General features: G+C 62.7%; 18 protein-coding genes. 13 read left to right on the plus strand and 5 right to left on the minus strand.

The annotated features are described in order from the left end of the window. Positions 1 to 8 precede the first annotated feature (8 nt). From ACYG9R_RS04795 to ACYG9R_RS04810, 4 genes are all read left to right on the plus strand, one after another. Positions 9 to 1,091: a DUF2169 family type VI secretion system accessory protein gene (locus ACYG9R_RS04795; protein ID WP_023823517.1), complete on the plus strand. Its 1,083-nt coding sequence runs from the start codon at positions 9 to 11 to the stop codon at positions 1,089 to 1,091. Positions 1,092 to 1,240: 149 nt separating this feature from the next. Then, positions 1,241 to 2,107: a hypothetical protein gene (locus tag ACYG9R_RS04800; RefSeq protein ID WP_155923223.1), complete on the plus strand. Its 867-nt coding sequence runs from the start codon at positions 1,241 to 1,243 to the stop codon at positions 2,105 to 2,107. Between the two features lie 3 nt (positions 2,108 to 2,110). Further along, complete coding sequence (locus tag ACYG9R_RS04805; RefSeq protein WP_023823519.1) at positions 2,111 to 3,196, plus strand: DUF4150 domain-containing protein; 1,086 nt, start codon at positions 2,111 to 2,113, stop codon at positions 3,194 to 3,196. Between the two features lie 6 nt (positions 3,197 to 3,202). After that, the gene (locus tag ACYG9R_RS04810) at positions 3,203 to 4,078 is read left to right on the plus strand and encodes a hypothetical protein (protein ID WP_023823520.1); all 876 of its coding nucleotides are present in this window, start codon (positions 3,203 to 3,205) and stop codon (positions 4,076 to 4,078) included. Positions 4,079 to 4,123: 45 nt separating this feature from the next. Here the strand turns inward: ACYG9R_RS04810 and ACYG9R_RS04815 are convergent, their stop codons facing one another. The 3 genes from ACYG9R_RS04815 to ACYG9R_RS04825 are packed head-to-tail and all read right to left on the minus strand — an operon-like array spanning position 4,124 to position 7,960. After that, positions 4,124 to 5,152: a hypothetical protein gene (locus tag ACYG9R_RS04815; RefSeq protein ID WP_155923225.1), complete on the minus strand. Its 1,029-nt coding sequence runs from the start codon at positions 5,150 to 5,152 to the stop codon at positions 4,124 to 4,126. A 41-nt stretch (positions 5,153 to 5,193) separates the two neighbouring features. After that, positions 5,194 to 5,619, minus strand: a complete 426-nt coding sequence (locus tag ACYG9R_RS04820) for a DUF6484 domain-containing protein (RefSeq protein ID WP_023823522.1) — start codon at positions 5,617 to 5,619, stop codon at positions 5,194 to 5,196. A 7-nt stretch (positions 5,620 to 5,626) separates the two neighbouring features. Then, the gene (locus ACYG9R_RS04825; RefSeq protein ID WP_023823523.1) at positions 5,627 to 7,960 is read right to left on the minus strand and encodes a type VI secretion system Vgr family protein; all 2,334 of its coding nucleotides are present in this window, start codon (positions 7,958 to 7,960) and stop codon (positions 5,627 to 5,629) included. Positions 7,961 to 8,231: 271 nt separating this feature from the next. Between ACYG9R_RS04825 and tagH the strand changes: the two genes are divergently transcribed. From tagH to ACYG9R_RS04865, 8 genes are all read left to right on the plus strand, one after another. Beyond that, positions 8,232 to 9,251, plus strand: a complete 1,020-nt coding sequence (tagH, locus tag ACYG9R_RS04830) for a type VI secretion system-associated FHA domain protein TagH (protein WP_023823524.1) — start codon at positions 8,232 to 8,234, stop codon at positions 9,249 to 9,251. Between the two features lie 251 nt (positions 9,252 to 9,502). Continuing rightward, positions 9,503 to 11,029 (plus strand): type VI secretion system protein TssL, long form, encoded by a 1,527-nt coding sequence (gene tssL, locus ACYG9R_RS04835; RefSeq protein WP_023823525.1) that lies wholly within the window; start codon positions 9,503 to 9,505, stop codon positions 11,027 to 11,029. Beyond that, the gene (gene tssM / locus ACYG9R_RS04840) at positions 11,026 to 14,547 is read left to right on the plus strand and encodes a type VI secretion system membrane subunit TssM (protein ID WP_023823526.1); all 3,522 of its coding nucleotides are present in this window, start codon (positions 11,026 to 11,028) and stop codon (positions 14,545 to 14,547) included. The genes tssL and tssM overlap by 4 nt, the downstream gene beginning before the upstream one ends. Before the next feature lie 150 nt (positions 14,548 to 14,697). Continuing rightward, positions 14,698 to 15,456 carry a PP2C family protein-serine/threonine phosphatase gene (locus ACYG9R_RS04845; protein WP_023687014.1) on the plus strand — a complete coding sequence of 253 codons (759 nt, stop codon included), beginning with the start codon at positions 14,698 to 14,700 and terminating at the stop codon, positions 15,454 to 15,456. After that, the gene (locus tag ACYG9R_RS04850; protein WP_023823527.1) at positions 15,453 to 17,867 is read left to right on the plus strand and encodes a serine/threonine-protein kinase; all 2,415 of its coding nucleotides are present in this window, start codon (positions 15,453 to 15,455) and stop codon (positions 17,865 to 17,867) included. The genes ACYG9R_RS04845 and ACYG9R_RS04850 overlap by 4 nt, the downstream gene beginning before the upstream one ends. Before the next feature lie 10 nt (positions 17,868 to 17,877). Next, positions 17,878 to 18,339, plus strand: coding sequence for a DUF1036 domain-containing protein (locus ACYG9R_RS04855; RefSeq protein WP_023667922.1), 462 nt, complete (start codon positions 17,878 to 17,880; stop codon positions 18,337 to 18,339). Then, a complete protein-coding gene (locus tag ACYG9R_RS04860; protein WP_023823528.1) occupies positions 18,336 to 20,732 on the plus strand; it encodes a M23 family metallopeptidase in 2,397 nt (798 codons plus the stop codon). The genes ACYG9R_RS04855 and ACYG9R_RS04860 overlap by 4 nt, the downstream gene beginning before the upstream one ends. A gap of 223 nt (positions 20,733 to 20,955) precedes the next feature. Beyond that, positions 20,956 to 22,611: a caspase family protein gene (locus tag ACYG9R_RS04865; protein ID WP_023823529.1), complete on the plus strand. Its 1,656-nt coding sequence runs from the start codon at positions 20,956 to 20,958 to the stop codon at positions 22,609 to 22,611. Between the two features lie 87 nt (positions 22,612 to 22,698). Here ACYG9R_RS04865 and ACYG9R_RS04870 read toward each other — a convergent pair whose 3' ends face one another. Continuing rightward, positions 22,699 to 23,235 (minus strand): OmpA family protein, encoded by a 537-nt coding sequence (locus ACYG9R_RS04870; protein WP_023714865.1) that lies wholly within the window; start codon positions 23,233 to 23,235, stop codon positions 22,699 to 22,701. 229 nt (positions 23,236 to 23,464) lie between these two features. On the opposite strand from ACYG9R_RS04870, the gene ACYG9R_RS04875 reads away from it, so the two are divergent. Then, the gene (locus ACYG9R_RS04875; RefSeq protein ID WP_023735648.1) at positions 23,465 to 24,028 is read left to right on the plus strand and encodes a DUF6931 family protein; all 564 of its coding nucleotides are present in this window, start codon (positions 23,465 to 23,467) and stop codon (positions 24,026 to 24,028) included. Between the two features lie 99 nt (positions 24,029 to 24,127). Here the strand turns inward: ACYG9R_RS04875 and ACYG9R_RS04880 are convergent, their stop codons facing one another. Further along, positions 24,128 to 25,372, minus strand: a complete 1,245-nt coding sequence (locus ACYG9R_RS04880) for a caspase family protein (protein ID WP_031194609.1) — start codon at positions 25,370 to 25,372, stop codon at positions 24,128 to 24,130. Positions 25,373 to 25,420: the final 48 nt, after the last annotated feature.

Here is a 25,420-nt window from a genome sequence, read left to right on the forward strand (position 1 = left end):
CAACTCTGATGTTCGTCAGCCAGAACACCACCCCGTTTCTCGCCGAGACTTTTCCCTATCAGGACAAGCATTGCGTGAAGTTCTGCGTCGCGGTCGTTCGCGCGACATACGATGTCGATGAGCAAGGCAACTGCACGCCCAGCACGACGCAGTCACCCTTCGTCTACGCCGATACCCACTACGGCGATCCCGAGACAACGTCGGTACGCGTCGAAAGTGATTTCGTTCCGGTCAAGCCAAAATGCGAAGTGCTGCTCGACGCCCAGGCGGTCGCACCAATCGGCCGTCCAATGGAATCGATGGAAGTTGCGCTGATCGGGCCCGGCATCGACAAACGCGCCATCCTCACCGGGCAAAGACGCTGGTTCAAGACAGGTCTGGGTGTGCAGGCCTCACGGACTACGCCCTTTGTCAGCATGCCTCTCGCGTGGCATCTCACTTTCGGGGGAACTGACAGGACAGATCCCGAGAAGCCGCACGGCGATGGCGTGAACCCTATCGGCACCGGCTTCCTGGTGAGCCAAGCCAATCCCGAGGGTGTCCTTTTGCCGTGCGTGGAGCACCCGCAATCACGTGTCCGCATCTGGAACGACCGCGTGAAGCCGATCGGCTTCGGCCCGGTGCCGCGCTTCGCCAAACAGCGCGCGCAATATGCGGGCACCTATGACAAGAACTGGCTCGACAATATTTTTCCCTACTTGCCGACGGATTTTGATGATCGCTATTTCCAGGCGGCGCCACAAGATCAGTGGCTTGATCTGCTCAGTGAAGGGATGGTTTTCGGCTGCCTGGGGATGACTGAAAGAGGGCGCTTCGCGGCTAGGTTGCCAAGGCTCTCCGTGCCCGTCCGGTTTGTCTACGAAGACCGCATTGAGCGCAAGACCCTCGTTCCCGACACGTTGAACATCGTGCCGCACGAAGGCAAAATCGTGTTAGTGGGCCGGGTGAGCACGAAGGTTCCGCGCAAATTCGTGAAACTGCAGCAGGTGGAGATTGGCGTTAATCTCATCCCGGATGATGATGACAAGCCACACTACGCTGGACTGGGCGTGGCAATTGAAGCCCTGAAAAACCAACGGCGCCTGTCATGAGTTGGGTCTCCTGCATCAGCCTAGTGACACCGGTTGGCTACAGCGCCGCCAGTTCGATCGCGGCCATGCGGGGAAAAATAGCCGCATTCAACGAGCTGAGCTATCATGATGCGGAAGGCGAGCCGATCATCGGCGCAACAGTCGACGCCTTGCCGCTCAAGCTGCGAGGTCGCGAGCGCATCTCGGCGCTGGTCAAACTCGCATTCGAGCAACTCGATGCCGACACCGTGACCGGTCTGCCTTGGGGGCAGATGCCCCTTCTGTTGTGCACGCGTGAGAACGAAATGCCTGGTGGCAGGCTCAAAGGAATTCTGGCGGGAATAACACTACCGGACGGACGCGGGCTGACGGGACCGAAGCTGCTGCATATCGCGGGCGGCCCTGTCGCGGTTTTCACCGCATTGTCCCATGCCGAGACGCTTTTGAAGAGCGAAGGATATCCCGCATGCATCATCGTCGCCGTCGATAGCCTGGTGGATGCGCGCACATTGTCGTGGCTTGATCTACATCAGCGATTGAAAACCAGTGCAGTCACCGACGGACTGGTTCCTGGTGAAGCTGCCGGGATCCTGGTGGTGACGCGCGATGCCGCTTCTTTGACCGCGATCAGCATTCTCGGCATCGGTTTTGGCGTCGAGGGGTCGACCTTGTTCAACGAGACGCCCTTCCGAGCCGACGGCTTGAGCGCCGCCCTGAAGGCCGCGCTTGCCGATGCCGGCGTGCCTATGCACAAAGTCTCGTTTCGCCTGTCCGACGTTGCGGGTGAAAGCTACGCTTTCGAAGAGTTGGTGCTGGCACAGATGCGCAATATGCGTGAAGTCCGGCCCTGCCAAGACGTTTGGCACGCAGCGGATTGCATTGGCGACAGCGGCGCCGCCGCCGGCATCATCCAGTTCGCCTGGGCCGAGCAAGCCTATGCGCGCAACTATGCGCCGGGAAAGCTCGCCGCGCTTCACGCAAGCTCTTGCTTCGGCCCAAAGGCCGCAGCAATTGTGGCACCCAGAAGGCCTAGTTGACCGATGACAAAGGACGTCTTCGCCGAGAAGTGGGAAATCGCCGGCAAGAACGGCATGAACAAGTCATTGGCGCGCTTTCCCGACGTGTGTCTGTCACCGCCTTCGCCGCCAGCCGGGCCTATCCCGGTTCCTTATCCTGACACGTCGTTTTCGAAAGACCTCCAAGAAGGGTCCGAGACGGTCAATATCGGCGGCAAACCCGCCGCGCTCGCCCAAAAGTCCTATTACAAATCGTCGCCTTTGGGCAACGAGGCGGCCACCCGGAGCTTTGGCGCGTCTGTCGTCACCCACCAAATCACCGGCAAGACCTACTTCCAAGCCTGGGCGATGACGGTGAAGTTCGAGGGCAAGAACGTTTGCCGGCATATCGACATAACAACAAGCAATCACGCCTCGCAGATCGGCGCAACGCCACCGGCGCCTACGAATGAAACCCAGGACATGAAACAGGCCAAGGCGGCCATCCAAGCCGGCAAATGTCCCTGTTGCGGCAACCCTTTGCATAAGTGGCAGAAGGACCCCAAGACCAAGAGACCGTATCGGGTGATGACGGCGGGCGCCTTCTGGCGAAAGCAGATCAGCTTGATCAAAGTGCCGGACAAGCAGGCCGAGAAAGATACACTAACTGAGACCCTCGAGCGGATGAACAGAAGAAAGACCAGGCAGCGCAAGAAAAGAAAGGACGGCCAGCCGAGTTGCCCAAATGTCCAGACGAAGGAGAACCAGGGCTGCGCACTCCATTTCGACATACCTCAGCATCGCGATAAGATTACGCGACATCGTCCGACCGTGAAGCGACCACTTGGTCCAACAGCGGCCCAGGCAGCGGGCGACGCCTTCAGCTCGAAGAAGAAGAGCGCGGTTCTGAGTATCTGGAGCAAGATGAACCCGACGAATCCGATTCCCGCTGCTTATCCCCCTCCAAACAAGCCACCACCTAGCAAACTAAACCACAAGACGCCGCGCATGGCAGGTGGTTGCAACGATCAAGGAAACGTCGTTCCCCAGCACTACATGAACACCAAGGCGTGCAACGATATCGAAGATGACCAGAGCGAACTGGAAAAGGTCGCGAGCCTAATTTATTGAGTAGACATGGAACACTATCCAAAGATCGCCAACACCGCATTCGAGGAACTCAGCTATGGGTTTCATCCCAAGTCGTTCGACCTCTATGCGTTGGACCTAGCCCGCCTCGAAACGAGCACACGCGCATGGGAGCGGATAGCAGCGGTTCTGCTAGGATGCACGCGCGGAAACTTTTCAAGGCTTCCGGAACTCGGCCCGTTGATGCGAGACAATCCGCTTTACCTACTTTGGCATGCGATCGCCAACATTTCCGGTTATGCCGGCACACTTCAGTCGGTGCGGCAGACTTTCGATCATATCGAGGACAAAAGCGGAGACAATTTCCTCTATTTCCTGGCAATTGCACTGGGAGCTACATCCAACCTCTCTGCGGTCGACTACCTTATGGAAGCGCACAAACGAGCTGGGGACATCGAGCCGCTAAGACAGATCGAGCAGGAAATATCCTTCCTTCTTGAAGCCGAGGATGGCCCATTGATGGCGGGTTCCATGGAGGAAGTCTTGACGGACGAGGGCTGGGTCGAGAGAGCTAACCGCGAGAGATATTTCGACCAAGTGAAGCAGGCGCGCGATGCGGTGCTAGAGCGCGTAGGCTCCAAGGATATTCCGATCTATGGAGGCGAGGCGATCGACATCGCCAAGATTGCGAAGCGCATGTATCGCAACTTGAAACAGGACGAGGAGCGGGAGCAAAGGCTGGCACGGGAAGCGACGCTGTTCGAGGCTACCACAGGCATCAATTGCTCGAAAATGTTCGATAGAAACGGCAACTTGAAATCGTTGCAGGCTGCCGGAATCCTCGAGACATTTTTCGACAGCGATGAGATCGGGGGCTTCAAGGCGGGGCAGAGATATTTTTTCGGTCACCCGATAGGGATCTGAGCAGTTCCACGCGTGTGCGGAGAGATCGCTGCTGCAAGGTTGGCCCTATCCGAAAAATCCACTCGCCTTGGCCCACTCCATGACTTTGTCAGCCAGCGGGATTTTTTGCTCGCCATATTCGAAGCGGTGGACAAATTCCAAACCGGCTTCGGCTGGGTCAATGGTGAACAAATCATCTTCTTGCGCAGCGTCGGGGAAGAGCTCCAGAAAAGCCGCACCCGCTGCGGCGGCCATCGCGGGTTCGCGCATGCGATCGACGAGCCAGTTGAGTTGGGTCTTGTCGTTGAGCATCCCAACTGCGCGGACAGCCGCCGGGTTCGCGGCGCGCATCAGACCTCCCAGCCAGGACCGGACTTCCCTCGACTGCGTTGTATTGATCAAAGTACGCAGCGCGGTGAGTGCGTTAGCGTCGTCTGATGCGGCTACGGCCTCAAGATCGGGCCTAACCCGCTCCCCAAATCCAAGCTCTGCGAGTGCGACACCGGCCCAGAAGCGTACCTGGGCATCGCGATCATCGAGCAGCGCCGCGACAACCTGGACAAGCTCGATATGTCGAAGTCTCGCCGTGAGCCTAAGACCGATACACCGCGTCTCTGCGCCAGAGTCCTTTAGCAAACGCAAAAGCGTTCTGCCGGGGTCCATCTTGTGCACGTCGATCGCGTGAGCGGCAAGTTGCCGCTTAACGGGATCCTCGTGCGACACCCACTGTCTGACCCACCTCGCGATCTTGTCCGCTCGATGGATTTCCAACGCGCCAACAAAGCCGTAGGCTGCGTTCCTTTCAGCGCGGAAGAATTCAATCGACTCGTTCAGGCTTTTTTCGTCTTCCAGCTCAATTGCCAGCCATGCACACGTGAAAAGTTCGCCTTTGTCGGGAAAATCGGCCCATTGTTCGATGGCAAATGGCCAAGCCGCCGCGCCGGCGATCCGCAGCGCGTCTAGATGCACCTCAAGCCGGTCGCCAAAGCTCTTTGCCACCTGAACGTCCGGCGGGTCTGCATTCAGCAGCGTATCTCTTTGCGCCCAAAGGAATGCCACCAATTCGACATGCTGACGGAGCACGTCATCAGCCACCCTGTTGGGCCGCGCCTGCGTTGTGACCTGTGGCCCAGTCATCAGTTCAGATTCACGGAGCCACCGCGGATATTGTTCGCACCGCTAGCATGGCTCACGATGTATTTTCCGCGAAGCGAGATATGTCCATCACTGTCAAGTATGAGACTGGACTTTCCGCAGCGAAGTTCGATCCTCTTCGAGGCCTTCAGTCGGACATATTCACCATCGCTGATAACGCGCTGGGCCGCGCGCTTGCGGGCTGGTTCGATGATCGGTCCCATGATGAGCGGACGTCTCGGGTCGCCGTCCTGAAACAGCAACGCCACTTCTGATCCTATCATAGCCTGATTGAGCTCAACCAGGCTTCTGGCCCTCAGCGCCACATCCTCGGGATTGCCGGGAAATACAACCAGCGGACCCTGATCGTCGAAACCAAGGAACAGCCCGATGACCACCCCATAGATACGCTCGACAACTTTGCTCATCGCGACCTCAATTCTCGTTGATCTTCGAGCCCTTCAGGATGATGTCACCCGAGGCCTTGGCGTTGATCTTACCAGATGCCTTCAAGAAAATGTCCTTTCCCTCCACAACGATCGTGCCATCCTTTTTCATGACAACCTTCGAACTTCCGCATGTTAGGGTGATGTCGTCCGCCGCTTCGATCGACAGGCTTTTGCCAGACTTTGTAACCGAGTCTTCCTTGATGTCGGTAAGGCTACCCTTTGCAATCTTGAGCATGAACCCGCCACCAACTTCAGTGGAGTCATTCGACGTGATTTTGGCTGTGCGCGAAGCGCCTACATCGGTGGCCTGTGACGCGGCGATCGCGACGGTCTGGCCAGCACCGATGCTGATGCTCTGATCGGCGCCGATGGTCCAGGTATCGCTCGTGCCTATGTTGTGCGTCTGGCTGATGCCCACGGTCATTGAGCGTGTCGCGCCGATGGTATTGGTCTGCACCGCACCCACGGTTCGGGTCTCGGAGGCCCCAACGGTATCGACCCGCGCCGCGCCAACAGTCACCGTCTGCACGATCGCCACGGTCTGCGTGTGATTAGCGCCGATCGTCTCGGTCGAGTTGGAGCCGATGCTTATCGTCTCGTTCGAACCCACCGTCAGCGAGCGGTTGACGCCGACGGTCTCGGTGTCGTTGTTGCCGATATTGGTGGTCTGGTCGACGCCGACCTTGACCGTCTTGTTGTTGCCGACGTCCTCGTCGAGGTTGTGACCGACGGAGTGCTTGGCGTCGTGGTCTATGCGGTCGGACTGGTCGTGCTGGACCAGCTTCTGGCGATCATTCTTGATCAGAAGGTGATGGTCCTTCTGCGCCTGGAAATTGACCAGTTCGGAGCCGGCCTTGTCCTCGAACATCAGCTCGTTGTAGCCGCCACCGCCCTTCGACGAGTTGGATTTCCAGCCCGACTGCGTGGCGTTGCCGGGCAGCCCGTAGGGCGGCATCTGCGAGGCGTTGTAGACCCGGCCGGTGATGATCGGCAGATCCGGATTGCCTTCGATGAAATCGACGATCACTTCCTGGCCGATGCGGGGAATCTGGATGAAGCCCCAGCCGCTGCCGGCCCAGGTCTGCGACACGCGCACGAAGCAGGAGCTCTTCTGGTCCTTCTTGCCCAGGCGGTCCCAGTGGAACTGCACCTTCACCCTGGCATATTTGTCGGTGAAGATTTCCTCGCCGGACGGACCGACGACCGTCGCCGTCTGTGGCCCGCGCATGATCGGCCGCGTCGTGATGCGCGGTGGCCGATAGGCGACTGAAGTCGGCGCCACGCCGAGCACGACCTTGAAATTCTCGCCATCGGTGTCGACGCCGGCGCGGTAGCCCGGATCGAACAGCCGGTATTCGGCGCTGACGACCAGATACTCCTTGTTCTGGTCTTTGCGCGGAAAGCCGTCGAGCTTGAAGGTGCAGCCGGAGAACAGGCCGCGCACGGTGCCGACGGCGGCAATGCGCATATGCGCCGCCTGGATTTCTTCGCGCCTGATCGCCGCCAGGCTGTCGCCGCGGCCGACTTCCAGATGCGCGCCGGGGTGGCGATAGTTCTCGCCGGCAGCCTGCTTGTGGCCGAAGGGCTGTGCCGACTTCGCCATCAAATCGGCGGCGGGCTTCTCGAAATCATAGTCGGTGTGGGCATAGGCGCCGGGGCGCACCGCGCTGCCTGGAATCCAGTCGGTGATGTACTCGACGTCGCGGCGCGAGCCCTGCCCTTCGAACTGATAGAGCACCGTCTCATAGCCCGGCGCTGGCTTCAGCTTGCTCATGGCGTCGGCCAGGATCAGTGTGTGCTCACCCTCGGCATGCTCGAAGAAGTACATTATGCCTTCATGCTCGAGCAGCCGCTGCACGAAATCGAGGTCGCTCTCGTCGTACTGCACGCAATATTCGCGCGGCGGATAGGAGCCCTGCAAGCGCTTCTCGAACTTGGCGATGCCGCCATATTTGGAGAAAATCTCCTCCACGATCTCGACGGCAGTCTTGTCCTGGAAGATGCGGCAGTCGGTGGTATTGCCGAGGAACCACAGCCACGGCCTGACGACCGCCTCATAGTGAGCCAGCCGATCTTCGATGCGGGTAAGGCGAAACTCGGCGATGAGGCCGCTGAACCAGCGCTTGGGGTCGGCCTCCCCTTCGATCGAAACGGTGCCGCCCAGCATCTTCAGCGGGTCGACATCGGCATTGGTCGAGACAAATCCAACGGTGTAGGCAAGGCAGCGGCTGATCTCGTCGCGGCCGACGAGATGCGTAAAGGTCAACAGCTCGGCGCCGACCGGCGTCTGCACAAGCGCGGCGCGTTGTTCACTCGGCATGGGTCGTGCCCCTCCTGAGCGCTAGTGTGGCAGGTTCGAAGCCCTTCTTGTGTTAACGACCTCACGTTCAGGGATATTTCGCAACTTGCCACCCAAGCCATGTTGAGCCTACCACATGTTCTATGGCAGACCAAAGAGGACAAGCGGCAGGCCGTTGCTGTTTGCGCCGCTTTCGCCAGTGTGAAACGCCGCTCTCCCGCTGTGCCCGCAAGCTGCTAGACTGTGGCACATCGGATCAATGGAAACGGCAGCGGTCGACGGTCCATAGCGCATGTTCATCAGTCTGCAGATCAGCAATGTCGATGTCCTGCCTGCCGGGCTGCCGCCCGGATACGCATCGCGCGACCGCGGCTTCGAGATTGGGCGGGAGAACTGTGCCTGGACCTTGCCCGATCCGGACAAGTTCATCTCCGGCCGGCATTGCGAAATCCGCTACGAAGGCGGCGCTTTTTTTCTCCACGACGTCTCGCGCAACGGCACATTCGTCAACGGGTCGAGCCAGCGCCTGACCGACCCGCACCGGTTGGCGCAAGGTGACCGGCTCCGGATCGGCCGCTATATCGTCTCGGTATCGATCGATGACGGGAACCCAGCCTTCGGTGGCCATGGTTCGACGCAACGGCAGATGCCCGTTGGATCCTTTCCAGACCATGCCGCATCGCCACGGTCACCGACCGCGCCGCCCGCTTCGCTCTCCAGCCGGCCGCAGCAAGCCGACGAGATCCTGCGCGCGATTGCCGCCGGCGCCGGCATTCCGCCAGAGGTGCTTTTGCTGCGCCAGCCGCAGGAGGTGGCCGGCGAGATCGGCGCGGTGCTGCGCATCGTCGTCGACGAACTGGTGCTGCTGTTGAAGGCGCGCGCCGCCGCGAAAGTCCTGGCCAAGACCAGCGACCGGACCATGATCAATTCCGCCGACAACAATCCGCTGAAGTTCGTGCCCGGGACAGACGAAATCCTCGACATCATGTTCGCGCGGCGTAGATCCGGCTATCTCGATGCCCGGCACAGCATCGAAGACGCTTTCCACGACCTCAAGACGCATGAATTCGCAACCTTCGCCGCCATGCAGGCGGCGCTGTCGCGGTTGCTTGACGATCTGTCGCCCGAGGCGATTGCGAAAAAACTGCCGCCATCCTCCTTTGCCTCGAAGAAGACGCGCGCCTGGGACGCACTGGTCGCGACCTGGCGGGCCAAGGAGGAAGCGCACGAGAACGGCATGCTGGACATATTCCTCACCTATTTCAGCGAAGCCTATGCCAAGGCCGCCAAGCAGAAGACCGGCAAGGGCTAAGCCCGCGCACTTCTGAAGACACCGTGAAGGCCGACCCGGGCACCGGCCGGCGACCAAAATTGCGCCGGGTTTCCATCGCAACCTTCTGAGACTACGATCACATACGACGATTGAGCACGCGGGTACGGTTGGTCGACCTCGGGGGTCTGCGGCACATGTCATGTCACGGCGAGATAGCGTCCTGCGGTCCGCGTTTGCGCGGACATGGCGCTGTGCGTCGCGGCGCGCGGGCGTAGAGGCAGGGATCGGCGATGAGCTCGAAGGATGATCCTTTCGATCCGACCGGCAAAACCGTCATCCGCCCCAGCCGCCCCAATCCCGGCCGCAAGCAAAAGACGGTTCTCGCCCGCGATGCGCCGGCCCCCGGCAGTACGGTGATCGCCCCTGCCAGCGTCCCCGAACCCACGGTTTTCGATCCCAACGCCGGCCGCCAGCCGCCGTCCGACGTCACGGGGACGGTGATCTATCAGGGAACGCCCTTCGCCAACGCGCCGGCCGATCCGCCCGTTCACGGCTCAGCCGGGACGGCGGGGAAAACGCCATGGGATGCGCTGCTCGGCGCCAGCGATGCCGTCGATTATGGCGCGGCCAACCCGATCGTCGCTGCCGCGGCGCCCTTGCTGATACTGCTTGGGCATCTGCGGCTGATGGCTGTCGAAAGACCGGCCGAGCCGCTGGCGCAGCATGTCGCCGGCCTGATCGAGGATTTCGACCGCAAGATCGCCAGGACCGATACCTCGGAAGAGGATGCGCGCATCGCCAGCTATGTGCTTTGCGAAACCGCCGACGATATCGTCGCCAATCTGCCCGGTTCCAGCCGGGATGCGTGGGCGCAGCACGCCATGCTGCAGCGCTTCTTCCAGGTCAAACCCACCGGCGCCGGTTTTTTCCAGGCGCTGAACACGGTGCTGGCGACGCCGGAACCTCATCGTAATCCCATCGAGCTGATGCATGTCTGCCTGTCGCTTGGCTTCGAAGGCCAGTATCGCGGCCAGCCGCGCGAGAGCCTCGAACGGGTCCGCCGCGACGTCTACGAGACATCAGCCTATTTCCGCGTCCTCGGTGACGACGACATCTCGCCGCGCTGGCAAGGCTTGTCGGTCACATCGGCGCAAGGCTCCAGGCGGGTTCCGCTCTGGGCCATAGCCGCTGCAACCGCGGCAGTTTTGACCGCAGCCTTTTTCACGCTGCGCGTGCTCATCACCAATGATGGCGAGGCTGTTGCCGGCGAGTTGCTGGCGCTCAATCCGGCGACGCCGGTCACCATCGAGCGCACCGGTTTCGTGCCGCTGACCGAGGAGGTGAAAGTCGTCGCAGCGCCAACGACGATTGCGCAGGTCGATCGCATCCGCACTGCCTTGGCCAAGGAGATCGAAGGCGGCGGCGTCAGCGTCGGCACCAAGGGTGATTTCATCATCGTGGAAATCAGCAACGCCCTGCTGTTCCAGTCGGGACGAGCCGAGGTCAAGCCGGAGTTCGAGCCGGTGGCCGCCAGCATCGCGGCGGCTCTCGACGCGGAGCGCGGGCCGATCCGGATCGTCGGCCACACCGACAACGTCAAACCGAAGAAGACCAGCGTCTTCAAATCGAATTTCGACCTCTCCGTCGCACGTGCCCAGTCGGTGGAAAAGATGATCGCAGCGCATTTCAGCGATCCGTCGCGGACAAAGGTCGAGGGCAAGGGCGAGGACGAGCCCATCGCCGACAATGCAACGCCGGACGGCCGCGCCAAAAACCGCCGTGTCGATGTAATGATCCCGCGGGAGGAGATGCTGTGACCGGCTGGCTGCTGCGCATCTTCAGCGCGCTCGCGCTCGCCGGCTTTGCCGCCGCGGTCTGGTACGCCGGCCCGTTAATCCGCTTTGCCGGCGCCCGGCCGTTGGATCCCATCTGGCTTCGGGCAGCGATCATCGGCATCGTCGTCGGAACGGTGGCGATCATCTATGCAATCCGGTTCTGGCGCAGGCGCAAGGCGCAGAAGGCGCTGGAGGCCGCCATGGCCAGCGCCGAGGATGACGGCAGCGATGCAAAGGTGCTGGAAGCTCGCATGAACGAAGCAGTCGCGACGCTCAGGCAGTCGAGCGGCAAGCGCAACTTCCTCTACGACGTCCCCTGGTACATCGTCATCGGCCCGCCGGGCGCCGGCAAGACCACCGCGCTGGTCAATTCCGGCCTGAACTTTCCGCTTGCCGGGTCGGGCCAGGCGCAGCCGGTGGCGGGTGTCGGCGGTACGCGCAATTGCGATTGGTGGTTCACCGACGAGGCGGTGCTGATCGACACGGCCGGGCGCTACACGACGCAGGATTCCCATGCATGGACCGACAGCAAAAGCTGGCTGGCGTTCCTGTCGCTGCTCAAGCGGCACCGGACGCGTCAGCCGATCAATGGCGTCATCCTGGCGATCAGCCTTGCCGATCTGATGGCGGACGGCGAGCAGGCGGCCCGTGTCGCCAAGATCCGCAGCCGCCTGCAGGAAATCCACGAGGTCCTGAAGGTCCGCTTTCCCGTCTACGTGCTGTTCACCAAGGCCGACCTGGTCTCCGGATTCATGGAATATTTCGGCGGTTTCGACGAAGCACGCCGGAGCAAGGTGTGGGGCGCGACCTTCCAGACCGCCGAGCGCGGCCTGAACATGGTCGCAGAAGCGCCAGCCGAATTCGACGCGCTGGTGAAGCGCCTGACCGAAGAGATGAGCGAGCGGCTGCAGGCGGAGACCGATCCGGTCGCGCGCATCGCCATTTTCGGCTTCGCCGCGCAGCTCGGTGCGCTGAAAGGCCGGATCGTGAATTTCCTCGAGGGCGTTTTCGAGCCGACGCGCAAGCAGCTGAACGCCCCCCTGCGCGGCCTGTATTTTTCTTCCGGCACGCAGGAAGGCACGCCGATCGACCAGTTGCTGGGCAGCATAGGCCGCAGTTTCGGCAGGAATGCCCAGGCGCATCTTTCCGGCACCGGCAAAAGCTTCTTCCTGCACGATCTGTTGAGCCGCGTCATTTTCGCCGAGTCCGGCTGGGTGTCCTATGACAGGGCGGCCGACAGGCGCGTTGCGATCGCCCGCTACGCCGGCCTGACAGCGATCGCGGCCATAGCGATCGCCGCGCTTGGCGTTCTCGGCCTGAGCTTTACGACCAACAAATCGCTGGTCGCCGCGACCGGCCAGGCGGCAGGCCAATACCGCGCGACAGCCGCGCCGCTGCTGGCCAGCACGACGGTGTTGGATGCCGACCTCGAAACCGTCATCGGCGCGCTCGATGCGCTGCGCGGCCTGCCGGCCGGCTACGATACGAGAGACCAGCCCACCCCGGCCACGGCGACGTTCGGCCTCAGCCAGCGTGAGCGTATCCTTTCGGCTTCCGAGACTGCCTACCGGCAAGGGCTGGAGCGGATGTTCCGCTCGCGCCTGCTGTTCCAGCTCGAACGCACGATCGAGGCCAGGATGGCCGATCCGATGGCGCTGTACGAGCCGTTGAAGATTTACCTGATGCTGGGCGGCAAGGCGCCGAAAGTGGATGACGAGCTGGTCGTCACCTGGCTGAAGCGGGACTGGGAACAGAACCGCTATCCCGGCGCCCACAATCGCGACGGCCGGGCGCAACTGGAGAAGCATTTGCGCGCCATGCTGGCGCTCGACGATGACCAGGATCCCTCGTTCGAACTCAACCGCGCGCTGGTCGAATCCGCCCAGCGCTCGCTCGGCCGCATGAGCCTTGCCGATCGCGCCACCGCGCTCATCCAGTCGGCCACCTATGCGGCGGCGCTGGACGATTTTTCGGTGTCATCGCAAGCCGGCGCGGAGGCGCCGATGCTGTTCGAGCGCAATGACGGAAACGATCTCGCCGGCCTTCGCGTCCCCGGTCTCTACACCCATGCCGGCTTCGACTTCTATCTGGCGCAACTTGCCAGGAGCGCGCAGGCGCTGGTCGACGATCAATGGGTGATCGGCTCGAGCGGCGAGCAAGGCGGTTTCGACCAGGAATTGCTCAAGCTCGGCCCGGAGCTGCTCGATCGCTATGGCAAGGGCTTTGCGGCGGCGTGGAACGAGGTGCTCGACAGGTTGAAGTTCAAGGAAATGGCCGCCGACAAACCGCAATATCTGGCGCTGTCCGCAGCGGGATCACCGAGTTCGCCGCTGATGCAGCTGTTCGAGGCGATCGCGCGCGAAACAGCTTTGACGCAAGAGCGCAATCCGGCTGCGCCGTCTCAAGACAGTGGCCAGGAAATCGCGGCACGCGCCAAGGGCCTCGCCCGCATCGGCATCGAGCTTGCAGCGCGCAAATCGCAGAGCAGGGCCGGGACCGCCTTTGTCAGTACGCAGAACCAGGATCCCGGCGCCAACATCGAAGCCCAGTTCCGGTCTTTCCAGGCTTTGGTGGCCGGGGCGCCGGGGCAGCGGCCGCTCGACGCCCTCACCCAGAATTTCCGCGAAATCTATCAGAGCGTGCGGCTGGCCGCCGATGTCCCCGCCCAGACGGACCAGGCCAACGCCAATCTGCAGCTGCAGATCTCGACGTTACGCGCCAATGCTTCGCGGCTGCCGAAGGCGCTGGCCAGGATGGTGAGCGCGGCGGCGGACGATTTCGAGGGCACCGTCGCCGAAACGTCGACCACGCGTCTCAACGAGATGCTGGAGGAGACCGTCGGCCGTCCGTGCGAAGAGGTGATTGCCGGGCGCTTTCCATTCGCCCCCGCCGGCACCGACGATGTCGCCATGGCGGATTTTGCCAGATTGTTTTCTCCGGGTGGGGTTCTCGACCGGTTTTTCGCGCAGAACCTGGCGTCGCTGGTCGACATGAGCGGCCAGGACTGGGACTGGAAACAGGACACCAGGTTCGGCCGCAATCTGGCGAAATCGACGCTGAAGAACTTTCAGCTCGCGGCACAAATCCGCGCGGCTTTCTTTCCGCTCGGCGGGCCGGTGCCGTCGATCAACATCACCTTCACGCCGCTGTCGCTGCATGGCGATGCCGACATGGCGCTGCTCAATATCGACGGCCAGGTGCTGCAGGCCACCCAAGCCGGCAACACGCCGGGCCTGATTCCGTGGCCGGGCAAGACCGGTTCGGCCAGTCTCAGCCTGACGCCGGAGCTGCCCGGCCGCGAGTCCGCAATCAAGTTCGACGGTCCCTGGGCGTTGAAACGATTGCTGGACAAGGGGCAGGTCACCGCCAATGGCGACAGTCTCGAAGCGCATTTCCTCATCGGCGGGCGCGATGTCGCCTACACGATCAAGACCGGGGAGGACGGTAATCCGTTCACGCTGCCGGCGCTCTCCGCGTTCAGCTGTCCGAAGGCTTTCTGATTGCATGGCAGGACCAAAGATTGCAGGACGCAGAGACAGCGGCGGCACCACACCGTCCGTCATCAGCGGCTTAGATTTCGATACTCTAATGAATGGGGCTGTGGCAGACTGGCCAGGCACGTCAGCCAAGGCGTTGCGGAGCGTAGGCAAGTGAACGATGCCGCCTTTGAGAGCTACGGCGTGAGCCACAAGGGCTGCGTGCGCGACCACAATGAGGACAGCTTTCTGGTCGAGCCGCAGATCGGCCTCTGGGTGGTGGCCGACGGCATGGGCGGGCACGAGGCCGGAGAAGTCGCTTCGGCAAGCATTGTCGAGCATCTGGCGACGATCGGCATCGCCAGTTCGGCGCCGGATCTGCGCGCCCGCTTTGAGGATCGGCTGAACCGGGCGCATGCCGAGATTCGCCGGATTTCGCGCTCACGCGGCGTGACCATCGGCTCCACCGTTGCCGCACTGCTGGCCATGGACGGCAGGTTCGCCTGCCTGTGGTCGGGCGACAGCCGCGTCTATCTCGTGCGCAACGCCGCGATCTCGCAGATTTCGCGCGACCACACCGAGGTGCAGGAACTGCTCGACAGCGGCGCGATCAGCGCAGCCGAAGCGGAGAACTGGCCGCGCCGCAACGTCATCACCCGCGCCATCGGCGTCAACGACGAAATCGCCATCGACTTCCAGCAGGGAGAGACCCTTGCCGGCGACATCTTCATCCTCAGCACGGACGGGCTGACGGCGCATGTCAGTGACGCGGAAATTGCGGCAGCAGTGCTCTCGGCAGCGCCGCAGGCTGCCTGCGAAAAGCTGCTTTCCATGGTGCTTGAGCGCGGCGGCACCGACAACGTCACCATCGTTCTGGTCAAGATCAGAGACAAAGGCAATGGCCTGTCCCGAGCAGGAGGCCACGACCGATGAGCTCCGACGACAAGACCCGGCTATTGCCCAACATGGCGGATACCAGCGTCGGCACGCAGCTCAGCGGCATCTACGAGCTCGACGAACGCATCGCGTCGGGCGGCATGGGCGAAGTCTATCGCGGCCACAACATCCAGACCGGCGATCATGTCGCGATCAAGATCGTGCTGCCGGAATTCGCCCGCGATCAGACGATCCTGTCGCTGTTTCGCAAGGAAGCCTCGATCCTCAACCATCTGTCGCATGACGCGGTCGTGCGCTACCACGTCTTCACCATAGATCCCGGCATCGGGCGGCCCTATCTGGCGATGGAATTCGTCGACGGCCAGTCGCTCTACGACATCATGCGCGGCGGGGCGATGGCGACTCCGGATGTGCGCAAACTGTGCCACCGGCTGGCCTCGGGCCTGAGCGCCGTGCACCAGGCCGGCGCCATCCACCGCGATCTTTCGCCCGACAACATCATCCTGCCGGGAGGCCGGGTCGAGCGGGCAAAAATCATCGATTTCGGCATTGCGCGATCGGCCGCGGTCGGTGGCGAGACGCTGATCGGCGGCAAGTTCGCCGGAAAATACAACTATGTTTCTCCCGAGCAGCTCGGGCTCTATGGCGGCGAGGTCAGCGAACAGTCCGACATCTACAGCCTGGGGCTGGTGCTGGCGGCGGCGCTGCGCGGCAAGCCGATCGACATGGGCGGCTCGCAATACGAGATCGTCGAAAAACGGCGGACCGTGCCTGATCTCTCCGGCATCGATGCCGATTTCAGGGACATTGTCGAAGCGATGCTGCAGCCTGACCCGGATGATCGACCGGCCAGCATGGCCGAAATCGCCCGGTTGACGCGCGACGACAGCGACGCGACCTTGCCGCCGGCCTCGCTTGCGCCCCGGCCCGGCCTGCCGCGAACCGGGCAAACCGCCGGGCCTGTTTCGAAGATCGGGGACTCGCCGGCCCAAGGCTTCGGTTCGGCCCCGCCAAGCGGCACGGCGGAGCCGTCTTTCGTGCCGCACGTGCGCCCAGCGCACCTGTCGCAGCCGAAACCGGCTGCTGAAACTCCCAGACGAGCAAGCACACCGCCGAAGCGTGCTACTACAGGCAGAAATCTGACGATCGCGGTGCTGTCGGCGGTGGCCGTGGTATCGCTTGGAGGGCTCTATGCATCGGGTATCGTGGGATTCGGAGACCGGCCTCGCGTCACCGACACCGGCAAGCCGCTCCAACCCGAACTGACAAAGCCGATCGTCGCTGACAAGCCCGTTCCGGACACTGCGCCGGTCGAGAAGACGGTGCCAAAGACGCAACCAGCGGAGACTGCGGCTGAAGATCAGGCCAAAGCGCCGGTCGAGCCGCAGCCGACGCCACCAGTCGCGTCGAGCGCTACGGCCCCGCAGCCGGCCGAACCGACCGACAAGACCGTCGCGCTGCAACCGCCATCCGGCCCGTCGAAGCCCGATGCCGCGAAGAACCCGGAGCCTGTCAGCACGCCGGTAGAGCCCAAGGCGACAGCCCCAGAGCCAGCCACGCAAACACCTGAACCGACGGCCGAGGCCCCCAAACCCACAGCACCGACGCCGCAACCCACCGCTCAACCGCCCGAGCCCAAGGCGCAGGCGCCTGAACCGACCGCGCAGGAGCCCAAGCCGGACATGCAGGCGCCTGAACCGACCGCGGAGCCTAAGCCGAGCCAGCCCGATATTGCCAGCGGCGAGCAGGCCGACAAGCCGGCAGAGCCCGTTGCCATGAACGTGCCCAAGCCGGAGGTGCCGCCACCGGCCGATGCGGCCGCGGAGCGGGTCACCTGGGTACGCGCCTTCAATGGTGGTGACTGTTTTTTTGCGACGGTGACGTCGGCCGCCGACAAGGGTGTCGCGATCGAGGGCTTCGGCACGTCGGTGCCACCCTTCGAACAGTTGCTTGGGGAATTCCAGGCGAAGTTCCATGTCGAGCCGGATATCAGCGTCCGCCTTATCCAGCCCCCGCAATGCGGGATCACCGGCTTCCTGCGTTTCATGGGCGCGAGCACGGCCGACAGGCCGCAGCTTGTCCTCGACCAGACATCGGTGCCGGACGGCTCGCCGATCGACGGCACGCTGGTGACGCATGGCGGGCTGGTGTCGAGCGTGTTCCTGATCGACCACAGGGGCATCGCCTTCAACCTCGACGACCATGTTGTCGTACAAGCCGACAAGGCGACCTTCTCGATCCCGATCGGGCTCGGCGCCGCCGACAAGGCGGCTGGCAAGGCGTTGCCGCAGATCATCATGGTGATCACCGGGCCGCAGGACATTAAGGCGGCGGACTTCACAACGCCGACGCCGGCCTCGGTGCTGTTGCCCAGGATACTCGACGAGATCGGCGCCAGGAGTTCGGCATTTTCGGCGACCGCCAAATATTTCCGCCTCGGCGGCTAGCACGACGCCGATGCAACGTCGTCGCCGAGATCCCGTCCTGCTTGCCCGGAACGTGCGGGTGAAGCTCGCCGCGAGCGCGGTCGCGACGCTGTTGCTGGCGCTTCTTTCCACCGGGCAAGCGCGCGCCGAATTCACCGTCTGCAACCAGACGCTCGACGTCGTCAATCTTGCCGTCGGCCAGAAGGTCGACGATGCCGACCAGACCGATGGCTGGTGGACCATCGGCGCCAATCAATGCGTCAACGTCATCCGCGAGGAGCTGACCAACCGCTACATCTACATCTACGCGACGGATGTGTTCGGCCACGCCATTCTGGCAGGCTCCACCGACATGTGCATCGAGCGGCGGCGGTTCTCGATCCGCGGCATCGATGAATGCTGGCAGCGCGGCCATATCGCGGCGAAGTTTCTCGAAGTCGACACCCAGGAACAGGTGCGCTGGACCTTCTTCCTGACCGGAAGCGCGCCGTGACGCACAGCATCGACACCAGCTTCAAAGCAAAGAAGCAGGCGCGCGCCGCGCTGCGCAGGCGCAGGATCTGGCTCGGGCTGGCGGCTGGCCTGGCGACAATCGTCCTCGCCGCGATCGCCACCGGCTTTTATCTTACCGCCGACTACTGGTCGTTCGGCGACGAAGACGAGGAACTGCACGCCGTCGAAGGCTCGGACGACGTGCCGGCCGACGCATCGGTCTACGTGCCGGCCATCATCGACCTTGCCGGCGACCCGATGTGGATCACACTGGCGCCGGAGGCGGGCGCTGCCAAGAGCCGCGGGATGCCGCGCCCGGCGGAGCTCGACCAGGCCGGCATCTCCCCTCAGATCATGGTTCTCTCCGACGTGATGCTGAGCGCCAGCGAAAAATTCATGACGACGATCCCCTCGACGCAAGAGGATTTCGCTTTCTTTCAGGCGCAGCGGAAGACTGCGGTCGCGCCACCCGCCGAACCCAGCGATCCGCAGAATGACCTGCAGAACGATCTTCAACCATCGCCCGGCGCGGACGGGGCTCCGGCGGCCTCCGGCCCAGCTCCTGACCCGCAGGTCGCTCCGGGTGCATCGGCGGCGGCCGATGACCCCGAGGCCGGCTGGGGCGAGACCATCGATGAGGGCGAAGCAGCACTCCCCGCCTTTCAGAAGACACCGGTCGAAAACAACACCAGCGTTGCCACCGTCAGCTCGGAATACCAGCGCTTCGAGGCGACCGAGGACATTTTCGTGAAAATCCTCAACGACCGCAGCCTGGACAGCGTGGCGCTCGATGCGCATTTTTCCGCCGACGACGCAAAGCTTGCCGGCGAGGGGCTGAAGGCGCTGTTCGACAAGGACGGCCTGCAGCCTGGCTATGTCGTGGCGATGCGCGGCTTCAGGCCGACGCGCGAGACCACGACGATGTCGCTGATGCAGGTCTCGATCTACGCCAGGAACGTCTTTGTAGGCACGCTGACACGCAACGCGGCCGGCGCCTTCGTGTCGGGCGTCGACCCGTGGGTGCGCGAGGACCTGTTCAATTATTCGGGCGCCGAGACCGAAGGCACGCAGAAACGGCAATACCGCCTGCTCGACGCGATCTACTCGACGGCGGCCCGCAACAATGTGCCGAGCGGCGTCATCGGCGAAGCCATCATGTATCTGTCGCGCGGACAGGATCTGGATGCTTTCGCCAGCGAGGACCAGCGCCTTGTGCTGATCTATTCGCAGACGCCGCGTGGCAAGAACGAGACCGACGGACGGGTGCTCTATGTCGGCATCCAAGGCACGCAAAAGAGCCTCGATTGTTTCGTTTTCCAGCAGAGCGACGGCCAGTTTTCCTGCGTCTCGGGCGATGACCAGGTGCGCTCGCTGACGGTGGCCAACGGCATGGTGACGCCGGTCAACGGAGTCATGACGTCGACCTTCGGGCCGCGCAAGCATCCGATCCTGGGCGTTGTTCGCATCCACAAAGGCGTCGACTGGGCAGCACCCGTGGGGACCCCGATCGCCGCAGCCTTCGACGGCGAGATCATCTTCCAGGGCGACGGCGGCGGCTACGGCAATGTGGTCAAGATCGCCCATGGCGGCGGCCGCGAGACGCGCTACGCGCATATGTCGAAATTCGCCATTGCCAGCGGTGTCGGCACCAAGGTGAAGGCCGGCGACATCATCGGCTATATCGGCACCACCGGCCTGTCGACCGGGCCACATTTGCATTTCGAACTCTACCAGAGCGGTCAGGCGATCGATCCCCTCGGAACAGTGACCGCTGCAATCGCCGTCACTTCCAGCGATCCCGCCGTCGAAACGCTGACCGACCGTATCGTCCACGTCGAATCGGGCGGTAGCGCGCGGGCCAAGAACCCGCTGTCTTCGGCGACAGGCGCCGGCCAGTTCATATCCAAGACCTGGATCCGGATGATGAACACCTATCGTCCCGAACTCGCGCGATCGCTGTCGACCGCAGACCTGCTCGCTTTGCGCTACGACGCCACCATCTCGCGTGAGATGGTGCGCAATCTGGCGCGCGAGGGCGAAGCCTATCTCAAGGCGCGTGGCCACCAGATCACCGCCGGCCGGCTCTATCTCTGCCATTTCCTCGGTATGGAAGGCGCCCATCAGGTGCTGGCGTCGCCGGGATCGGCGCAGTTGAGCGCCGTGCTCGGCTCGTCCGTTATCCAGGCCAACCCGTTTCTTGCCGGCAAGACCGCCAGCTACGTCGTCGACTGGGCGGAACGGAAGATGGGCCGCAAATTGCCGACGCCCGCCACCACCGATGCGGGCCAGCAGACGACGACGGAAGTCCGCCAGACATCGCCGGAGTTCGAAAAATACAAGCAGGCGATAACGGCACTGGTCGGCTCGATCCAAAATGCTCTTGAGCCGGGCTAGAGCTGGCAGTTCGCCCCGGCTTTCGCCAAGCCGATTGGTTCTGAGGCCGGCGAATGGTATGTTTGCGGATATTTGGGAAGGTTTTTGGGTCCTTGTGAACCAAAACTGTGGCTGGGATCACATACGCCCAACAGCCATTTTGGCAGAAGCGATACACTCGCTGGTGAAATTTAGCATGCGCAGCCATCAATAACGCGCCCCATTGGGGCGGAGGGCCGATCCCATGAAAGCGTTTGCCGTCCTTTTGAGCGGAATTGTTCTGTTAGTGCTGACCGCGCTTGGCACCGTCCAGGCGGCGGCGCCGGATGCCGGTGGCGTCAAACGCGTCGCGCTGGTCATCGGCAACAGCAAATACGTCCATGCCGTCGAATTGCCCAATCCGGCCAATGACGCGCATCTCATCGCATCGACGCTGCGCAATGCCGGCTTCGAGGTGATCGAGGGTGTCGACCAGGACAATGCCGGCATGCACAGCCTGATCAGCAAATTCACCGAGCGGTCCTACGATGCCGACCTCGCCGTAATCTTCTACGCCGGCCACGGCATGCAGGTGGACGGCAAGAACTTTTTGATCCCGGTCGACGCCGAACTGACGTCACCTGCCTATCTCAAGACCCGCACCGTCCAGATCGACGACTTCATGGCCGCATTGCCACCCGACCCGGCGGTCGGCGTCATCATCCTCGATGCCTGCCGCGACAATCCGCTGGCACGCACACTGGCGGCCGCGATGCCGAAGACCCGCTCCACCGCGCTGGGCACCGGCCTGGCGCCGATCGACCCTAAATCAGAGGGCGTCGGCACCGGCGGCATCCTGATTGCCTATGCCACCGACCCGGGCGCCATCGCCTTTGACGGCAACGGCGTCGACAGCCCCTACTCGACCGCGCTCGCCAGGCACCTGACCGAACCCGGCGTCGAGATCCAGAGCGCGCTGACGCGGGTGCGCGGCGAAGTGGCCGAGACCACGCAAGGCCGCCAGCGGCCATGGCACAACGCATCGCTGGGCCGCGAGGTCTTCCTTGGCAAACCGGCCGCCCAAGCCGCGCCGATGGTAAGACCGGCCGCCGATGACGCGAACGCCGCGGCAGCGCCCGCCCCTGCTCTCGTCACCAGCGAACCGCCTTCGTGGGAAGTCGAGCAGCGGCTTTGGGACGAGGCCTCGAAGCGCAACACCGCGCCATTCTACGAAGCCTATCTCGAACAGTTCCCGAATGGCCGCTTCGCGACGGTGGCGCGGCTCAACATCGACTCGCTGAACGATCCGAAAGCCCAGGAACGGGAAGTCGCCGCGCTTGCTGCCGAAGAAGCGAACTCGGGTTCTGCCGTACGCACCTCGGTCGGCATTTCGGACGACATGAAGAAGGTGCTGGGCACCGAGGCGACGGAGAACGCGATCGGTCTCGATCGCCAGGGCCGCATCGACCTGCAATTGCGCGTCGAGGCGCTGGGCAACGAGCTTGGCCGCGTCGACGGCAATATCGGCGCCAAGACCCGGCAAGCGATCGGCGACTGGCAAGAGGGGAACGGGCTGCCTCCGACCACCTTCCTGACGCGCGAGCAACTGGCGTTCCTGGTTGTCCAGACGGATCCGATGATGGAGGCCGTTCGTGCCAAGCACGAGGCCGACCAGGCCGGCGTGGACAAGCAGAAGAAACAGGTGGTGCAGAAGGCCCGCACGCTGAAGCCGGTGGCGGAAAAGCCACGCAAGAAGCAGTACGCCCAGAAGCCGCGCCGGCAACAGCAGTTCGTGCAGAAAAGGCGCAACCGCGAGGTCGTGCGCGAGGATGAACCGCCGCCGCGGGACAACAATGATTTCCTGACCAAGGCGCTGATCTTCGGCACCGGCGTAGCGGTCGGCGGCGTGCTCAAGAACTGATCGATCATGTCAAACAATAAAAGCGCCGCGTGTCCGTTGGACGCGCGGCGTTGTGTTTGACGACGGCCGGAAGACGCACCCGCGAAGCTACTGCGCCTTGATCCGCATCTCGACCCGCCGGTTGACGGGATCGTAGGGATCGGGATTGCGTGGATTGGCCTCGCCGAGACCGACCGCCTTGATGCGGGTGGATTCGATGCCGTTGGATTCGAGGAAGGCGGTGACCGATTGCGCCCTGCGCTGCGACAGGCCTTCATTGTAGGTCGCCGAGCCGGATGCGTCGGTATAGCCTTCGACGACGAAGGACAGCTTGCTCAGCCGATCGTCCTTCAGCGCCTTGGCGAATTCGTCGAGTTCGCTGCGCGCCTTGGCGTCGAGCTCGGACGAATCCAGGCTGAAATTGATCAGCATATCGAGGCCGGTCTTCTCCGGAGGCTTTTCTTTCTGGCTGGTCTTGCTCTTGCACTCGTCCTCGGTGCCGACACAAATCCCGCGTGCCGCGCCGTGATCGATAGCGCCGGCAAAGAACTTCACGATGTCTTCCGATTTCTGAAGTGGGTCGGCATAGACGTGCGTCGAGAAAAGCACGGTCGCCAATGCCAAGACTGAAATGTGCCGCTGCATAACGGTTACTCCCGTTTCGAGCATCCGATTTTCACTCAGGCCCGATCCATGGATCCGGGCCAACTCTTCCTGTTCGACAATGATCTGTCGAGATCACGGTCGGCTGTGGAATATACCAAACCGTGAGGCGTTTGTCTGTGAACAACGTCATGGACATGTGGTGGTCGACAGCCTTGACCCGCGCCTCGCAGGCGGGTTGAGTGAGGGCTGGGGGAGGATAACAGCAGCGATGGTCAACGGGCTTCGATTCCAGACCGCACGCGATCTCTTCGCCGCGAACACGGCTGTCGCCCGGGACATGACGGCTGTTCCGACCGACCAACCCTCGCTCGAGTTCTGCCGCCGGCTGATGGCCGGGCGCATCCCGGAGGAAGCGATTACCTTTTGCGCCTATCTCCTGCCTGACCGGGCCGCAATCTGGTGGGGCCATGAGTGCCTGGGGCATCTGACCGAGCTGCTCGAAGAGCAGGACCTCGCAACGCTGGCACTGATCCAGGAGTGGGTCGGCGACCCCAACAATGCAACCCGCCGGGAGGCTGTCGCCGGGGCGGCGATGACGCAGCAGCACACGCCTGCCGGCTGGATCGCGCTAGCGGCGCAACGGCACATCAATGGCCTGACGCCGCAGACCAACGGGTCGAGGCTGCGGCCGCTGCCGGCTGCGCATGCCGTCAATGCCGGCATACTGGCCGGACTGGCGCGGGTTGCGGTGGCGGACCGTTTCTCCGTGCTCACCGCCTTTGTCGAGATGGGCATCCATCTGGCCGAAACCGAGGCGCTGCGCCGAGCCTGATTGCTCCTAGATCATGACGAGATTTAGTTGAAATCTGATCTTTGATCTAAAATCGGTACCCGTTTTTTGGGTCATGCTCTAAATTAACTTGCGGCGGTTTCATTTGCAGCCGTTTTGCGCCCATTTGCCGAGCGCCACCTTGAAGCGCGTGCCCAGCGGGTGTTGCAGGCGCAACACCGAGACGTCATTGGTGACGTAGGTCTTGGCCTGGTCGCACAGCCGCTCCTCGGTCCATTGATGACAGTTGCTGCACTGGTTGTCCCAGACGGATTTTTCCAGGCCCTCGACGGGACTGAAGTGCGGCTTTCCCTGAATGAGCTGGGCGATGCTCTTGCCGTCGATCGCCGGGTCGCCAAAATTGACCGGAACGTCGAAAAGGACTGGCGCGTCCGAGCCCAGCTTCGGAATTTCCTCACGCAGCTGTTCCAGCGCCTGCTCGCCGGCGTCCGTACCCGGCGGATTGGCGGCCGCGCCGGTGCGCGCCTGCGTATCGCCTTCGGGCGCAGCCGCGCCGGAATCGCCGACGATCAGCGGCGCCTTGAGATCGACCTTGTGAAGCACGACATCGGTGGTCAGCGAAACGTTGACCCAGGGCTGCTGGCGTCCGGCTGTGGCCTTGAACACATCCGACGTAACCCGGTTCATCGCTTCGGTGATCGAGACGTTGACCTCGCCGATATGGGCAAGCAGCGCCGCCGAAAATGGCGAGTGCTCGCCCGGTCCGTCATAGGCGAGCTGGTTGGGACTGGCAGCGAAGGCGACCAGCGTGCCGGCGCCGCCATTCTCGATCGGTACTTCGGCAAGGCCGCTGCTTGCCGTGCTGTCGCCGCCAGTCTCCTTGGCAAGCACATCGGCGAGCGGGTTGTCGCGGCAGGCGTCGAGGAACACCAGCCTGATGCTGGTCTCGCGCGACATCTGCCGCAGGATGAAGTCCACCTGCACGGCTTCGAAGTCGAGCGAGGTCTCGTCCTCCAGCGCCGCATCGACAGGCAGCAGGTAATTCCTGCCCGAGACCTGCAGGCCATGACCGGCATAGAAGAACAGCGCGATATCGGCGCCACGCACCTGCCGCGCGAATTGCGCGATCTTTTCCTGCGTCTGCGCCTTGGTGAGATCGAGGCCGGAGACGATTTCGAAGCCCAGCCCCTTCAGGCGATCGGACATTGCCTGCGCATCGTTCACCGGATTGGGCAGCACCGGCGCGTTCCGGTAATGGGAATTGCCGAGCACCAGGGCGATGCGGCGTTCGGCACTGGCCGCGGTCATGGTAATGGTCATGGTCAACGCAAGCGCCAGCACGGCGAGGCCGATGCCGCGCATGAAGTTGCCGCAACTTGCAATCATGTCCAAACGCACCGGATTCCTTTTCGGTTGACGGGCCTTCTCAGTTAA

Source organism: Mesorhizobium sp. RSR565B (genome assembly GCF_054719465.1).

Coding starts and splice junctions, on each gene's coding strand:
- ACYG9R_RS04795 (WP_023823517.1), top strand. CDS start 9: ATGTTCGTCAGCCAGAACACCACCCCGTTTCTCGCCGAGACTTTTCCC.
- ACYG9R_RS04805 (WP_023823519.1), top strand. CDS start 2,111: ATGACAAAGGACGTCTTCGCCGAGAAGTGGGAAATCGCCGGCAAGAAC.
- ACYG9R_RS04810 (WP_023823520.1), top strand. CDS start 3,203: ATGGAACACTATCCAAAGATCGCCAACACCGCATTCGAGGAACTCAGC.
- ACYG9R_RS04820 (WP_023823522.1), bottom strand. CDS start 5,619: ATGAGCAAAGTTGTCGAGCGTATCTATGGGGTGGTCATCGGGCTGTTC.
- ACYG9R_RS04825 (WP_023823523.1), bottom strand. CDS start 7,960: ATGCCGAGTGAACAACGCGCCGCGCTTGTGCAGACGCCGGTCGGCGCC.
- tagH (WP_023823524.1), top strand. CDS start 8,232: ATGTTCATCAGTCTGCAGATCAGCAATGTCGATGTCCTGCCTGCCGGG.
- tssL (WP_023823525.1), top strand. CDS start 9,503: ATGAGCTCGAAGGATGATCCTTTCGATCCGACCGGCAAAACCGTCATC.
- ACYG9R_RS04850 (WP_023823527.1), top strand. CDS start 15,453: ATGAGCTCCGACGACAAGACCCGGCTATTGCCCAACATGGCGGATACC.
- ACYG9R_RS04855 (WP_023667922.1), top strand. CDS start 17,878: ATGCAACGTCGTCGCCGAGATCCCGTCCTGCTTGCCCGGAACGTGCGG.
- ACYG9R_RS04865 (WP_023823529.1), top strand. CDS start 20,956: ATGAAAGCGTTTGCCGTCCTTTTGAGCGGAATTGTTCTGTTAGTGCTG.
- ACYG9R_RS04870 (WP_023714865.1), bottom strand. CDS start 23,235: ATGCAGCGGCACATTTCAGTCTTGGCATTGGCGACCGTGCTTTTCTCG.
- ACYG9R_RS04875 (WP_023735648.1), top strand. CDS start 23,465: ATGGTCAACGGGCTTCGATTCCAGACCGCACGCGATCTCTTCGCCGCG.
- ACYG9R_RS04880 (WP_031194609.1), bottom strand. CDS start 25,372: ATGATTGCAAGTTGCGGCAACTTCATGCGCGGCATCGGCCTCGCCGTG.